Here is a 14,203-nt window from a genome sequence, read left to right as displayed (position 1 = left end):
TTTATATTTACAGGTGCCAATTATGGATAATAATTCAGTTTCTTTTAAAGCAAGAGATACTCTTGATACCAGGGGTAAGAAGAGTACCATATACCGTCTGGATACACTTGAGGAAAATGGCCTTTGCAAAATTTCTTCTCTTCCCTATTCCATTCGGGTATTACTGGAAAATCTGGTAAGGAATACAGATGGTAAGATTGTAACCGAAGAGGATGTAAAAAACCTTGCAGGCTGGAAACCCGGCAATGTACCAAAAACGGATATCCCATATATACCTTCAAGGGTAATCCTGCAGGATTTTACAGGCGTACCTGCGGTTGTGGATATTGCCGCAATCAGGTCTGCAATGAAAAGACTTGGTGGAAATCCGGAGGAAATTAATCCTGTAATTCCTGCAGATCTTATTATAGACCACTCAGTACAGGTCGATTGTTACGGCACTTCCTATGCAAGAAACTGTAATGAGAAACATGAGTTCCAGAGAAACGGAGAGCGTTATGAACTGCTGCACTGGGCTCAGAATGCCTTTAACAACTTCAACGTAGTCCCTCCGGGAAGCGGTATAATCCACCAAGTAAACCTTGAACACCTGGCAAATGTGGTACATCTGCGGGAAGAAAACGGCGAAACCGTCGCCTATCCCGATACTCTTGTAGGAACCGATTCCCATACAACAATGATCAATGGCCTGGGTGTCCTGGGATGGGGCGTTGGTGGTATTGAGGCTGAAGCAGTTATGCTTGGACAACCTTACTATATGCCAATTCCTGAAGTTGTGGGTTTTGAATTAAGAGGAGAAATGAAAGATGGAATCACAGCCACAGATCTTGTACTCACAGTAACCCAGATGCTCAGGGAACACGGTGTTGTAGGTAAATTCGTCGAATTCTATGGTCCCGGTTACAGGAAACTTTCCCTGCCTGACAGGGCAATCCTTGCCAACATGGGTCCGGAATACGGTGCAACAATGGGATTTTGCCCTGTGGACGAAGTTACACTGGATTACATGCGCATGACCGGACGCAGTGAAGAACATGTGAATATGGTTCGCCAATATTGCAAGGAGCAAGGCCTGTTTGCAGAAAGTGATGCACCGGTTCCGGAATATACCTCTACTCTTGGACTTGATATGGGTACGGTGCAGCCCTCCCTTGCGGGTCCGAAAAGACCACAGGACCGTATTGTGCTCAGTGATATGTCCGCAGCTTTCCACAGGACAATAAAAGATGTATACTCCCTGAAGAAAGGAACTGAAGACTTTGAGAACGATCCGGATTACAGCCGCTGGCTTGAGGAGGGAGGTTATAATGTTGTGGAAAAACCCCATCCCGACCACAGCGGGATCATGAAGATCAAATGCGAAGGAGAAGAAGTCGACCTAAACCACGGTTCTGTTGCCATTGCTTCCATCACATCCTGTACCAATACCTCAAACCCTTCGGTACTTATCGGTGCCGGACTGGTTGCGAAAAAGGCAGTTGAAAGAGGACTTAAGGTCAAACCATTCGTGAAAACAAGCCTGGGACCTGGTTCAAAGGCTGTAATGGACTATCTGGAAGCAGCCGGCCTTGTACCTTATTTGGAAGCCCTGGGATTCCACCTTGTGGGCTACGGCTGTCTCACATGCATTGGAAACAGTGGACCCCTGCACGAAGCGGTAGTAAAAGAAATAGAGGACCGTGACCTGACTGTTACATCGGTACTCAGCGGAAACAGGAATTTCGAAGGAAGGATCAGTCCTCATGTAAAAGCCAATTACCTGGCATCCCCTATGCTCGTGGTTGCCTTTGCCCTGGCAGGCACAGTAGATATTGACCTCACAAAAGAACCTATTGCGTGTGACCCGAACGGTGAACCAGTCTACCTGAATGATATCTGGCCTGCAAACGGTGAGATCGAGCAGTATTGTGGTAAATATGTACAGCCCGAAATGTTCGAGAAGGAATATGCCAATGTATTCCAGGGAACTGAACGCTGGCAGGAACTCGATGCACCTGAAGGACTGCTTTACGACTGGAGCAATGAATCCACCTATATACAGGAACCCCCTTTCTTCCAGGATTTCCCGCTTAATATCGAAAATATGGAAGACATAAAAGATGCAAGAGCACTGGTAGTTGTGGATGACAGTATAACCACCGACCATATTTCCCCGGCAGGCTCGATTCCTGCTGATTATCCTGCAGGCAGGTACCTGATGGAACACGACGTGTCGGAAGAAGAATTCAATTCCTATGGCTCCAGAAGAGGCAACCACGAAGTAATGATGCGTGGAACCTTCGGTAACGTACGCCTGAAAAATAAACTTGTACCTGGTAAGGAAGGTTCATGGACAGTTTACCTCCCCGATGGGGAAGAGATGCCAATCTACGATGCTGCCATGAAATACATGGAAAATAACATTTCACTGGTAGTAATTGCAGGCAAAGAATACGGAACAGGCAGTTCCCGTGACTGGGCAGCCAAGGGCACACAACTGCTCGGTGTCAAAGCTGTGATCGCACAGTCCTACGAAAGGATTCACCGCAGTAATCTTGTAGGAATGGGAGTGATCCCCCTGCAGTTCAGGGAAGGTGAAAGTAAAGAAAGCCTGGGACTTAAAGGCGATGAAACCTACACCATCAAGGGCATCTCAGAAATGAAACCTGGCGGAGAACTCGAGGTTGTAGCCTGTGACCCAGATGGAAAAGAAGTCACATTCAATGTAACTGTAAACCTCAATTCCGATATAGAAGTAGACTACTGCAAAAATGGTGGAATTCTGCACAAGTTCCTGAGAGATAAGGCAAAAGGGGAATAATTCCCCATCCTCCTTTTTTCATATTTTTCCAGAAAATTACACCTATATTTGATTCACATACTATTTTGCTACCTAAACGATACATTTCCAGAGCCTTCGCTGGGTAAAATATATCGATAAAAAACGTTAATCAGTCAGCAGTAATTTCAGGAAAGGAATTAGGGAATTAGATGAAAAAGAGATATCAGGATGATATCTCTTTGACCTGTATATTGAAGTTCAATGCCTTACCGGCAAGGGGATGATTCATATCGAGTATGACTTCCTCATCGCCCACTTCAGCAATCTTTGCAGGAAGTTCCTGGCCATCTGGTGTTTTCACCAGCAACATCATTCCAACTTCAACGTCAATGTCTGACTGAATGTTGTCTTTAGGTACTGGTTGGGAAAGACCATCATTGTATTCACCATAGGCTTCAGAAGGCTCAAGTCTGAACTCTTTTTCTTCACCTTCTTCCATATCTCTGACAGCATCGTCAAATCCCTGAATAACCTGACCTGCCCCTACAGTAAATTCAAGAGGCTCCTCATGATTTTCGGAACTATCGAAAACTGTGCCATCATCCAGAGTGCCTGTATAATCGATCTTTATTGTGTCGCCATCTTTTATTGACAATATATCAACTCAGTGTTGTATAAAAACGAGTTCTCACTCATCTCATAGCCAACCGAGGTTGTCTACCTTACTTAGGTGTTTTGGGTGAAATTCACATTAGAGAGATTATAAGTAGATAAACTTCACAATTATAAATCAGGGAATTAAGCAGTATAAAGGGGAGGAAAAGTTGAAAAATTTGACAGTAAAATCGTGCATGCAAGTTGATGACTCACTGGGAGAGGAGTCCCTACAACTACACGAAAAACATCATGGTGTTCTTGAAGTAGCAAGTAAAGTCCGTCTGGACAATATACGGGACTTAAGCATTGCCTATACCCCCGGTGTTGCCGAACCCTGCAAACGGATTGCTGAAAACAACGATGATGTATATAAGTATACACTTAAAGAGAACACCGTCGCAATCATAACAGACGGCTCAGCTATTCTGGGACTGGGAAACATCGGTGCATCTGCAGGTTTACCTGTGATGGAAGGCAAAGCTATCATATTCAAGGAACTTGCAGGAATCAATGCATTCCCGATATGTCTTGATACCCAGGACACCGAAGAAATTATTAAAACTGTCAAAAATATCGCCCCGGTTTTCGGAGGGATCAATCTCGAAGACATAAGTGCACCCCGCTGCTTTGAGATTGAAGAACGGCTCAAAAAAGAATTGCCAATACCCGTGACACATGACGACCAGCATGGAACCGCGATTGTTACAATCGCAGGCCTACTGAATGCACTTAAACTTACCGGCAAAAAAATCAACGAGATTAAACTTGTTATATCTGGAGCCGGTGCTGCCGGCATGGCCATTGCCAGAAAACTCCTTCATACAGGAGTGAGACCTGAAAACCTGCTTGTATGTGACAGACATGGGATCATCAACAGAAAACGTACCGAAGGGATGAATCCTGAAAAAGAGAAAATCGCTGAATTTTCAAATCCTGAAGAAATAAAGGGAAGTCTTGCTGATGCCGTCGCGGGATCTGATGTATTTATAGGCGTATCTGTCCCCGAAATCCTTACAGAAGATATGGTTGCTTCCATGAACAATGACGCCATTATCTTTGCTATGGCAAATCCCATACCTGAAATCATGCCCCTTAAAGCCTTTGCAGCAGGCGCTCGTATAGTGGCAACCGGAAGATCTGATTGTCCCAACCAGATCAACAATTGTTTGGGATTTCCGGGGATCTTCAAAGGTGCACTGGACACCAGGGCCACACAGATCAATCTGGAAATGGAACTTGCAGCCGCTAATACCCTTGCTGCAATTGTAGAAGAGGACGGCATTGAAGAAGATTACATAATACCCAATCCTCTTGACAGCAGAGTTGTCCCTGCTGTGGCAAAAGCTGTTGCAGATGCGGCTATAAAGAGTGGTGTAGCCCGTAAAAAATGATGGAATTAAAGGACCGCATCCCTGTATTCAGCAAAACCCCGCCTGTCAAGCAGGTCACCAAAACGTTCTCCATCCTGTCCGTATTCCCTGTAATAGGCAAGCGTCTTTTCGAGAATAGAGAATAAGCTTTGTTCATCGGTTAATTCAATGAGTTTGTCACAGGATCGAGGGAAGCGTCCAACCTTGCCTCCTACAAATATAGTGAAACCATATTCTACTCCCCAGATTGCATCTTTTTTGCAGGAAGTGATGCATTCACCACAAAATATGCAACTGTTACTGTCGATTTCTAAGAGGCCGTTATCAATGGTTATGGCGCCGGCCTTACAAACCTTTTCACAGATACCACAGGCCACACAATTGTTTTCGATCCATTCAGGTCGTACCACTCCCATAATACCGAAATCATTTTCCTGAGGTTTCATGCAGGATGCAGGACAACCGGTTATTGCAATCTTGAATTTTTTGGGAGCGTAGGTTCCAAAATATATCTCATCAATTCTTGCAGCCAGTTCAGGACAGTTAATGAGACCGTGGTTGCAGACGGTGTTACCCTGACATGACACTACACCCCTTACCTTCTGACCACTTGCCCCACCAAAGAGACCCGAATATTTCATCTCTTCACTTATATTTGCAACATCATCCAAATCCACAAAAGGAATCTCTGCACCCTGCCGCGAGGTAATATGGACATGCCCGGCACCATATTTTTCTGCTGCATCGGCAAGGGCACGCAACTGGTTTGCCCCTACATACCCGCCAACAAGATGTGTACGCATTGAAAATTTATTGTCCTGTTTCTGGGGCAGAAAACCATTATTCTTCAACGATTTAAGGTTGTTTTTCTCATTACTCATAATGGTCACTTATTAGCCGGGTGATGAAGAAAAGTATATATAAATATGACCGGCAGAATTTAAAAATTGATATTATTTTAATATATAGTTAATTATTTTCAGGTAGATTTACAAACCTACAACATTTCGAATTTAATTACTCAAACTGAAAATTAGACGAATTCTAGAAAAAACAGGATCCGGGAAGATCCCGGAAACCATACTTCATCCTTTAATCAAACCAAGCAACTCACGGCCAAAGGCGAAAAGGTCACCCGGGTGACGTGAAGTTACCAGATTGTCATCAACTACAACTTCATTATCCCGATAATCTGCACCTGCTACGATCAGGTCATCCCTGATACCGGGCCAACAGGTGGCCTTGCGACCATCCAGCACCCGGGCGGAGATCAGAAGCTGCGGGCCGTGACATATAGCAGCCACAGGTTTTTCTTCAGTCATGAAATGCTTCACTATATCCAGCGCATATTCATTCAGCCGCATTATCTCAGGCCCCTTGCCACCGGAAATTACCAGTGCATCGTATTCATCGGGATCGACCTCATCAAAAGACAGGTCCGCTTCAACATGATAGCCGTGTTTACCTTCAACGGTCCCACGGGAAACAGATACCACCCTGGCATCGATGCCTTCCTCTTTCAACCTGTGTAAAGGATAAAACAATTCGAGATCTTCAAAACCATCGGCCCCAAAAACCAAAACTTTCATTCAAATGTACCCCCATAAAAATTGAAAAAACGGAATGATCCGGAATTATTCCTTGAGAAGTTTCAAAGCATCCCTGCAGGCAGCTACAGCGGGTGCACCCGAGGTTATGGATATGACTTCCATGGTTTCCATAATCTCTTCAGCCGTTGCCCCGTTTTTCAAGGCACTCTGCATTTGTACAACCGTGCATCTTTCACATTGCTTGGATGCAACTACTGCAAGTGCCATAAGAATCTTCATCTTTGCAGGCAGCGCACCATCGGACAGGAGTTTCTGATTGCAATGATTGTATTTTTTCAGGAAATGCGGATCGATCTCACCCAATGTCTTCAGGATTTGCGGAGTGAAACCCAGTTTGTTACTCATACTGTCCAGTAATTCTTCATGTTCAAGTTCTTCATGTTCTGACATGTTATACCCCCATTTGGTACATGCGTTTCTGGTTGCATGCTATATAAATACATTTGGTGAAGAATAATTCTCCACAGAAACAGTTTACGCCATAATTAATATTATATTTTTTGTGACTTCATTTTGGCTATCAAAAATCTAAAAGTCAATTAATCTATTATATTGTATTTGAAATTTTTAATTGCATAAAAAAATCCTCACACTACAGAAATTCTATTCCCATTTAGGTTATATGGGAAAATATCCTATTAGGGGTTGCACCCGGGAACTTTTGCAGCAAGTTCCTGACTGGATACAGCCGAAGGGGGTTCGGCTTTAAAAATGGGAGTGGGTGGTACGATTGAGAGCAGTGGATGGGGGTCCTATGCTCTCAATTCTCCTGTGTTTTACAATGAGAAATGAATCCATAAGCTGCAAATATGAATTTACAACAAAAAACAGATATAATCAATATAGGAGAGGGTGGTTTATATGATTAGCTTTTGGGAATTACTCATGATATCTTTAATTTATGTAATGGTTACAAGTGCTGGATTTTATTTATTCGACTTTTTGCGTAAGATCGAATTCTAAGTTCTTTTGCAATCAGGCCAGGTTTAACTTGCCATAAACTGAAAACTATCTGGATATATTATAGGTAACTTACACATAATCATAGTGTCAGAGTTTTACTATTTTCAAGATACTGTTCTGCTGGCCATGGGGCTGCAATGGTCCTTACATTCCAATAAGTAATGGAATATACTGGCTACAGAGGTTGCGTCCTGTATCCAATTGTACCATAGGCAACAATATTTTGTTGATTTGAATGGAAATACAGTAATAGGACCGTTTATATACTGATACATATAGATTTTATTCAGGGAGATTGGGATATGCCATTCGATGCACCGGATAAATCCAAAAATCCAGATTATAGAGATAAATTCCAGATCTCAAAACAATGTGCCATTAAAAAAATCACCGAAATTATGACCAGGGAATTGGTAGGAGTAGATGAGAGTACTTCTATTGAAGACACACTCGAATTAATAGGAAAATATCGGGTTCATAATTTTCCTGTTGTTGATAAGGACTACAGACTCAAAGGTGTGATCGATCAGAACATTGTCCTGGAATTGCTTTTCCATGACAGGTTACCCAGTTCCAGCCATACCCATCTGACTGCGGTGAGGTCACTAGGAGAAGATGCAAAAAGTATCATGATCCCACACCCCCTGACAGTATCTCATGACACCAGCTTATGTGAAACTGTGGATATGATGCTAAAGCACAATATAAACCACGTGTGGGTAATGGACAACAACAAACTGATAGGAGTTGTCACAAAACACGATATTATTAATGAAGCATACAGAACAAGGAATAAGGAATGATGGAAAAATCATTCAGAATTGATGCTTATTTCATCAATATCCAACAACACCATGAAGGTTTTCTAATAGACCTCTAACCAGCATGACAACCTATGACATATTGTCTTTGCAATCCATTATTTTTGTCAAATAAAATCTATATGTATAAAGGAACATACCCATTATCGGGGATAAATCCATGAAGCCGAAAATAGACAGTACAAAATTCGGTTCGATTACAATTGAAGGGCAAGAGTATGAAAAAGATGTTCTGATTCGACTTAATGGAAATATCAAGAAAAGGAAAAAGAAACTCTCAAAAGCGATATACGGTACATCCCACAAGATCTCTCTCGATGAAGCAGAACATGTTTATGAAAATGGTGCTGAAAAGATCATTATCGGCTCCGGACAGAACGGGATGCTGGAATTATCAGATGAGGTACTTGATTTTTTCAAAGCGAAAGATTGCAAGGTAAAACTCTGTCCTACCCCTGAGGCCATAGACAAGTGGAACTCTGCAAAAGGAAAGGTTATTGGTTTGTTCCATCTAACCTGCTAAAACAAGCTTGTTTTTGAGGGACAAAATCGAAACAGATGGTTCTCGTAAGAGGGAGTACTAAATTGTCAGTGGGTAAATAATGAACCATATATCAATTACCAGACAGGAAAGGTTAGGCAAAACTCCCAATATTTCAAGTCATAACCAATACAATCCTTGAATATATCAATCAGTATCCAGAGAGCAGGTTTGGTATTGATATTGGTATTTTTGATAGAAAGCATATTGATATTGAGGAGTTTGAATTAGAATATAGATTTTAGAGGAATTGGAAAATATGTATCAGTTATTCTTCTATCGAGATAACTGAAATAAATATATGTATAAACTATGTCGAGTATTCCAACCATTTTTTACAAATTAAAACATGTATTTTTCAAAAGGAGATAAAAATGACAGAGAACAATATTACAGAAACTTTGAGAAACCTGGCCTTTGAGTTAGGTGCTGATTTTATCAGTATCACTGCTAAATCCTGTTTTGAAGATTCAGATTATACTGGCAACAAGCCCCAGGATGTGATGGAGAATTTACAATCAGTAATTATCTTGGGGGTTTCTGTACCAAAAGGAGCATTTGAAACGTTACCAAGGGGCAGAGGCGAATATACAAATACACTTATGGCAGCTACAACTACATTGAGGGTCATTGCATTCAAGTTAGCTAAACTTATTGAAAAAGAAGGTTATATGGCAACGATTGCTCCAAGTGAAGGAAGTGAGTATGGTTACTGGTATGCCAATCGTGAGACACTTAAAGCAGATTTATCTTTCAAATATGCTGCTTACCGTGCAGGATTGGGAAACTTTGGCATGAATCATCTTCTGATCACAAAGGATTTCGGGCCTAAAGTACGTATGGCTGCGATACTGACGGATGCACCATTGGATACGGAAGAAAAAACCGATTTGCCATTTATAAATGATGCATGTAGTGAATGCATGAAGTGTATCGAAGTATGTCCGGTTGATGCTCTTACATCAGAAGGGGTTATCCATAAAGAAAAATGCGCTGATTATATGTTTAATGTTCTTGGCGGACTTCGATGCGGACTATGCATTAAAGTGTGCCCTTTGAACAATTTTTAATTTATTCAAGTAGGGACGTCTCTGAAAAGATAAAAGATTAAATGAACTCAATCAGAGTTCCAATCAATCTTTGTTAATAGCACTTGCACCCACATAACATGAATTGCAGGAAATCAGGAATATCCAGTCACTGGACCTTTGCCTGGATCTCTTTTGCGAATTGCCTTGCCTTCTGTACACGAGATGCGTCAGGCTGTCCCTTAGTGGAAGGGCCCATCTCACCAAATTCTTTCATTTGTGGATCATCGGATTCCAGCAACATGTCGATTACAGGTTGTGCCAACTCACCCTGGCATTCAAATGTACCAAGATAATTTCCACTGGCTGCAATATCCTTGCATGAACCGGTCCATGAATGAATGGCTTCAAATCCCTCGGGTACAGCATGGGTCATGAAAAATGCAATATTCTTACCAGCTACATTTTCTTTTACAAATTTTGAAACATTTTCTGGAATATTGAATTGCAGGACCGGAAAGCCCACAAACACAAGATCATAACCTTCCAAGTTGCTTACATCTTCGATGTCTTTGATATCCTTCTCCCCGGTAATTTCCCCATAAATTGCTTCACCTATTTTCTTTGTATTTCCTGTCTGTGTCATATATGTTACTAATGTTTTCATATAATTCCCCCTATCATTATCAAAAAATTACTTGCTGCTAGTTTATATAGATACGGGTTAGTAAGGTGTCTTTTCCTTTTTCGGTACAGAATAGCAACTCAAGCATAGATGAAAATGTAGATTTATGAAATCAGGTACAATTAGAGGTCTTATGGGGATTGAGACAAGAGAACTGGCTCAATACCTTGTTGGTAAACACAAAACCGTTGATTTCATGTCTCATGTATATGAAATTGAAAGACAGGACAACATGGAAATAAGGCAGTTGATTCTTGATATTTCCCATGTTGAGTGGAAAAATTGGGTTTCTCAAAGGGTACTCTACCTGATTTGAAACGTAGAGCCAAGGTTGATAAGCCGTTTACTTTGAATAAACATGTACATGAGAGGCTCAATCAATGGGAGGAAATTGTAAAATAAAATTCAAATTTTTTAATTATAATGTATCACATTTGTTACCAATTACATTTCAGTGTATACAGATATAGGGTGAAAAAGCATTATAAATAAATGAACCTTATTCACATTAGTCAACAAAATTAGAGGTGAATATCAAAATAGATATACAAAATTTTGTAAGGTGCTTGCTCCAACAAGCACCTCTCGCAACGAACAATAGAAACAATTCAAGATTTGTGTTGATACAAAAATCGAATCTATTGAGGTAAATATGAATATTAAGGGTATACTATTTAAATATAGTCTGCTAAAGAAAATTAGTAAACTTAGTATATTACTAAACGCTGTGGTTTCCATTATAAGGTTTGTTCGTTTGCTAATTTAAGCATTCAAATATACCTTTTTATTTTTCCTAACATAGTGTTAAAAAATACTTATATCATGAATCCTGTTTTAACATTGCTTTCAATTCAGCCACATTAGATTTAATCTGATCCTCCAATTCATCGATCCTTTGAATGATGACCTCTGGTTTTTCATACTCTATTTCTTCATATTCAATTTCCTTGTATCTGGAAATAGAGAGATCATAGTCATTTTCCTTTATTTCGTCAACCGGGACATAGAAACACTTATTTTTGCGGTCCTCTGGACTTTCCTCATGTCTGTTGGTGTATCTCTCAATTATGTCAGGAATATCTCCCTTCATATCAGTTGGTATCCTTTTGTCATCAAGAGAATATCCATCTGCTTCCATATCATAGAACCAGGCCTTTTCTGTTTCTCCACCTTTAGTGAATATCAAAACAGCCGTTGATACCCCGGCATAAGGCTTGAACACACCAGAGGGCATGGACACAATTCCTTCCAACTGACATGTGTCAATCAGCATTTTACGAAGGCCTTTATGTGCTTTAGAGTTACCAAAAAGTACACCTTGTGGGACAATTACACCACATTTCCCACCTGGCTCCAGCAAACGAATCATGTTTTCCACAAAGAGCAGTTCTGTTTTTTTAGTATTGAGAGTCAGTTTATCGTTTATACTATCTTTATCTATGCTGCCCTTAAAAGGAGGATTGGCGAGGATTACAGTGTAACGTTCCTCTTCATTGTAGAGATTGGATAGAGTATCCACAAGTTCAATATGAGGATACTTGATACCGTGCAGGACCATGTTCATAAGTCCAATACGGATCATCGTTGAATCAAAATCAAATCCATAGAAGGTGTCCCTATGGATCTTATTCCAATGTTGTTCTTCTGTTATATTGTCCCCTATAAGATTGTGATAATCTCCTTCTTTATCCTGCTCTATCAATTCAGGTGATGTGTATTTGTGTAGAATATGTTTGTAAGCAGAGAATAGGAAACCACCTGTACCACATGCAGGATCACAAATTCTGTCATTGATATCAGGGTCCACAAGTTCCACAATCATCCTGATAATATGCCTGGGAGTCCTGAACTGGCCATTCTTTCCTGCTGTGGATAACTGGCTTAACAGATATTCATAAAGATCACCCTGCACATCTGTTGACTGAGCGGCTATGTTTAATTCATCAATAATCCCCACTGCTTCCTGCAAAAGTGTGGGTTTGGGTATTGTAAATACAGCATCTTTCATATGCTGGGAGAACAGGGTTTTTTCTCCATCATGAATATTCTTCATGAAAGGAAACACAACATCTCTGACATGTTCAAGCATATCTTCAGCAGATTTATGTTTCCATACAGACCACCTGCAATCTTCATTACCTTCAAAGATGGATGTGTATTCCTTATCCATTGCATTTGCCCGTCTCTGCTCCATTACATCCATTTCCTCAAGACGCTTCATGAAGATTAGATAGGACATCTGTTCAATGGATGCCAAAGGATTTGACAGACCACCACTCCAGAATTTGTCCCAGAGAGAGTCGATTTTCGATTTTATTTCAGGTGATAGACGCATAATTTCACTTCCTTGTTCGTTTTTTATTTCGTAAAAGTTCGTGCTTTATTCGAGGGGAGATCAATCCTGAATCCATGTTATATTTTAATCTGAGTTGTTTTCTTCTTTTATTGTAACTGGCATATCCAAATTGTCCACGTGTTCCAAAGGAATAGCCGACAGATATACCATTTTTTGCTTTTAAACCTGCATAACCATAGGGACCCCATTTTCCCCAATTCAAATCAATTAAGGATTTGATATTCTTGGTTCTGCATTTTTTCCTATATCTGTATTTTTTCACTTTATCAACTCCCCTTTGAATGCTTTTTGTACTAAAGAATTGAATAAATTTTCAATGTGTTGCTTTGATGGCTTTTGTATATCTTGGATTTGCTTCATATTCACTACAATTCGTTCAAATTTTTTTTGCAAACCAATAGGTGGCAAACAAACTTTTGTATTTTTTACTTTATTTGTGCTAATTGTGTTTAGACCACTCGTTGTTCTACTTTTTGAAGAAAAATATCCGTTGTTACCATACATATTTAGGAAATATGATACGAAAAAAGGACTAATGTATTTTTCATTAAGTCTCACTTTGATTATGTGATTTTGGTGAACACAATTGGATATTTGTCCATTCCATACTGCTGACCTTCCTATCTCTTCAATATTTCCATGCCCTTCTACAATAAGTACATCATTTTTTTTCAGTAGGAACCGATCAAGTTCAGAATTTGACACATGAATATATTTTATTTCACTCAAGTTAAATTTATTACGAAACACATTGGCTACACGAAGATAGGGATATAAATTCTGTTTGTTATTTCTCCTTTGGCCATTTAGTGTTAAACCACTACTCACATCTCCTATGTCACCTAATTTAACCTGATCAAAACCGTTTGGATTGTTCGCAGGATCTCCAAACATCTCCAAAAATAAACTTTGCAGTAATTGTTGTGTCAGTTCATCAGCCTGTGCACGAAGTCTTTTTGTATCCTCTGATTTTTCTAGAATATACACTATTTTTTTCTGAATTTCAAGTTTAGGAATTGGTATTTTTATGTCTTTTAAGTAACCAAGTTTTATGTATTTAATAACCCCACCAATGGATTTATTTCTTAAAATACTAATGTATTTATTTAAAAAATAATATAAGTATTTCACATCAAGAATGCGTTGATCAAGAGATTCGATTATATATGTTCTTTGATATGCATTAAATTTACCATTATAATATTTTACATTCAGATCTCCATTTCCCGCAACAAGAACACATTCACAATCATAATCATAAAAATCTATACTATAAACTTTTTGAGAGCAAGTGAAAAAAGGGTATTTACCATTTATATCTTGGGCATTTACATCTAATTTACCTGTTCTTATTCTTGTAAGTTCTCCCAGTTTAAATTTATTCCATCCTTCAGGTAATTCCCTCTGCATT

14 protein-coding genes are annotated in these 14,203 nt (G+C 39.9%); 6 read left to right on the top strand and 8 right to left on the bottom strand.

Annotation, left to right across the window (positions count from 1 at the left end; all coding sequences use genetic code 11):
* Positions 1-22 precede the first annotated feature (22 nt).
* Positions 23-2,800 (top strand): aconitate hydratase AcnA, encoded by a 2,778-nt coding sequence (gene acnA / locus BKM01_RS07420; protein WP_072359185.1) that lies wholly within the window; start codon positions 23-25, stop codon positions 2,798-2,800.
* Positions 2,801-2,984: 184 nt separating this feature from the next.
* Here the strand turns inward: acnA and BKM01_RS07415 are convergent, their stop codons facing one another.
* Positions 2,985-3,416 carry an FKBP-type peptidyl-prolyl cis-trans isomerase gene (locus tag BKM01_RS07415; RefSeq protein ID WP_072359183.1) on the bottom strand — a complete coding sequence of 144 codons (432 nt, stop codon included), beginning with the start codon at positions 3,414-3,416 and terminating at the stop codon, positions 2,985-2,987.
* Positions 3,417-3,612: 196 nt separating this feature from the next.
* On the opposite strand from BKM01_RS07415, the gene BKM01_RS07410 reads away from it, so the two are divergent.
* On the top strand, positions 3,613-4,809 hold the full coding sequence (locus BKM01_RS07410) for an NAD(P)-dependent malic enzyme (protein WP_198926183.1): 1,197 nt from the start codon (positions 3,613-3,615) through the stop codon (positions 4,807-4,809).
* A 5-nt stretch (positions 4,810-4,814) separates the two neighbouring features.
* On the opposite strand, the gene BKM01_RS07405 is transcribed toward BKM01_RS07410, so the two are convergent.
* From BKM01_RS07405 to BKM01_RS07395, 3 genes are all read right to left on the bottom strand, one after another.
* Entirely contained in the window at positions 4,815-5,669 is an 855-nt protein-coding gene (locus tag BKM01_RS07405; RefSeq protein ID WP_072359179.1) for a 4Fe-4S binding protein, read from the bottom strand.
* A 204-nt stretch (positions 5,670-5,873) separates the two neighbouring features.
* Positions 5,874-6,377, bottom strand: coding sequence for a type 1 glutamine amidotransferase domain-containing protein (locus BKM01_RS07400; protein WP_072359177.1), 504 nt, complete (start codon positions 6,375-6,377; stop codon positions 5,874-5,876).
* A 45-nt stretch (positions 6,378-6,422) separates the two neighbouring features.
* The gene (locus tag BKM01_RS07395) at positions 6,423-6,788 is read right to left on the bottom strand and encodes a carboxymuconolactone decarboxylase family protein (protein ID WP_013036943.1); all 366 of its coding nucleotides are present in this window, start codon (positions 6,786-6,788) and stop codon (positions 6,423-6,425) included.
* A gap of 875 nt (positions 6,789-7,663) precedes the next feature.
* Here BKM01_RS07395 and BKM01_RS07390 point away from each other — a divergent pair.
* The 3 genes from BKM01_RS07390 to BKM01_RS07380 all read left to right on the top strand — a co-directional run bounded on the left by BKM01_RS07390 (position 7,664) and on the right by BKM01_RS07380 (position 9,793).
* On the top strand, positions 7,664-8,164 hold the full coding sequence (locus tag BKM01_RS07390) for a CBS domain-containing protein (protein WP_072359175.1): 501 nt from the start codon (positions 7,664-7,666) through the stop codon (positions 8,162-8,164).
* Positions 8,165-8,342: 178 nt separating this feature from the next.
* Entirely contained in the window at positions 8,343-8,705 is a 363-nt protein-coding gene (locus BKM01_RS07385) for an Mth938-like domain-containing protein (protein ID WP_072359173.1), read from the top strand.
* Positions 8,706-9,097: 392 nt separating this feature from the next.
* Positions 9,098-9,793 (top strand): 4Fe-4S binding protein, encoded by a 696-nt coding sequence (locus BKM01_RS07380; RefSeq protein WP_072359171.1) that lies wholly within the window; start codon positions 9,098-9,100, stop codon positions 9,791-9,793.
* Positions 9,794-9,920: 127 nt separating this feature from the next.
* Here the strand turns inward: BKM01_RS07380 and BKM01_RS07375 are convergent, their stop codons facing one another.
* Positions 9,921-10,418 carry a flavodoxin family protein gene (locus tag BKM01_RS07375; RefSeq protein ID WP_072359169.1) on the bottom strand — a complete coding sequence of 166 codons (498 nt, stop codon included), beginning with the start codon at positions 10,416-10,418 and terminating at the stop codon, positions 9,921-9,923.
* Positions 10,419-10,569: 151 nt separating this feature from the next.
* On the opposite strand from BKM01_RS07375, the gene BKM01_RS07370 reads away from it, so the two are divergent.
* Positions 10,570-10,752 carry a hypothetical protein gene (locus tag BKM01_RS07370; protein WP_072359167.1) on the top strand — a complete coding sequence of 61 codons (183 nt, stop codon included), beginning with the start codon at positions 10,570-10,572 and terminating at the stop codon, positions 10,750-10,752.
* A 504-nt stretch (positions 10,753-11,256) separates the two neighbouring features.
* Here BKM01_RS07370 and BKM01_RS07365 read toward each other — a convergent pair.
* Genes BKM01_RS07365 through BKM01_RS07355 form a run of 3 tightly spaced genes read right to left on the bottom strand, consistent with a single transcriptional unit; the run spans position 11,257 to position 14,202 of the window.
* On the bottom strand, positions 11,257-12,771 hold the full coding sequence (locus BKM01_RS07365; protein ID WP_072359165.1) for a type I restriction-modification system subunit M: 1,515 nt from the start codon (positions 12,769-12,771) through the stop codon (positions 11,257-11,259).
* A 4-nt stretch (positions 12,772-12,775) separates the two neighbouring features.
* Positions 12,776-13,054 (bottom strand): hypothetical protein, encoded by a 279-nt coding sequence (locus tag BKM01_RS07360; protein WP_072359163.1) that lies wholly within the window; start codon positions 13,052-13,054, stop codon positions 12,776-12,778.
* On the bottom strand, positions 13,051-14,202 hold the full coding sequence (locus tag BKM01_RS07355) for a restriction endonuclease subunit S (protein ID WP_072359161.1): 1,152 nt from the start codon (positions 14,200-14,202) through the stop codon (positions 13,051-13,053). Before BKM01_RS07355 ends, BKM01_RS07360 begins: the two co-directional genes overlap by 4 nt.
* Position 14,203: the final 1 nt, after the last annotated feature.

It is taken from the genome of Methanohalophilus portucalensis, assembly GCF_002761295.1.
Classification (GTDB): Archaea; Halobacteriota; Methanosarcinia; order Methanosarcinales; family Methanosarcinaceae; genus Methanohalophilus; species Methanohalophilus portucalensis.
This window is presented reverse-complemented; position numbering and strand designations above follow the sequence as displayed.

What these genes read in the sequence shown, in the direction of transcription:
- acnA (WP_072359185.1), top strand. Translation starts at nt 23, where the DNA reads ATGGATAATAATTCAGTTTCTTTTAAAGCAAGAGATACTCTTGATACC.
- BKM01_RS07410 (WP_198926183.1), top strand. Translation starts at nt 3,613, where the DNA reads ATGCAAGTTGATGACTCACTGGGAGAGGAGTCCCTACAACTACACGAA.
- BKM01_RS07405 (WP_072359179.1), bottom strand. Translation starts at nt 5,669, where the DNA reads ATGAGTAATGAGAAAAACAACCTTAAATCGTTGAAGAATAATGGTTTT.
- BKM01_RS07400 (WP_072359177.1), bottom strand. Translation starts at nt 6,377, where the DNA reads ATGAAAGTTTTGGTTTTTGGGGCCGATGGTTTTGAAGATCTCGAATTG.
- BKM01_RS07395 (WP_013036943.1), bottom strand. Translation starts at nt 6,788, where the DNA reads ATGTCAGAACATGAAGAACTTGAACATGAAGAATTACTGGACAGTATG.
- BKM01_RS07390 (WP_072359175.1), top strand. Translation starts at nt 7,664, where the DNA reads ATGCCATTCGATGCACCGGATAAATCCAAAAATCCAGATTATAGAGAT.
- BKM01_RS07385 (WP_072359173.1), top strand. Translation starts at nt 8,343, where the DNA reads ATGAAGCCGAAAATAGACAGTACAAAATTCGGTTCGATTACAATTGAA.
- BKM01_RS07380 (WP_072359171.1), top strand. Translation starts at nt 9,098, where the DNA reads ATGACAGAGAACAATATTACAGAAACTTTGAGAAACCTGGCCTTTGAG.
- BKM01_RS07375 (WP_072359169.1), bottom strand. Translation starts at nt 10,418, where the DNA reads ATGAAAACATTAGTAACATATATGACACAGACAGGAAATACAAAGAAA.
- BKM01_RS07370 (WP_072359167.1), top strand. Translation starts at nt 10,570, where the DNA reads ATGGGGATTGAGACAAGAGAACTGGCTCAATACCTTGTTGGTAAACAC.
- BKM01_RS07365 (WP_072359165.1), bottom strand. Translation starts at nt 12,771, where the DNA reads ATGCGTCTATCACCTGAAATAAAATCGAAAATCGACTCTCTCTGGGAC.
- BKM01_RS07355 (WP_072359161.1), bottom strand. Translation starts at nt 14,202, where the DNA reads ATGCAGAGGGAATTACCTGAAGGATGGAATAAATTTAAACTGGGAGAA.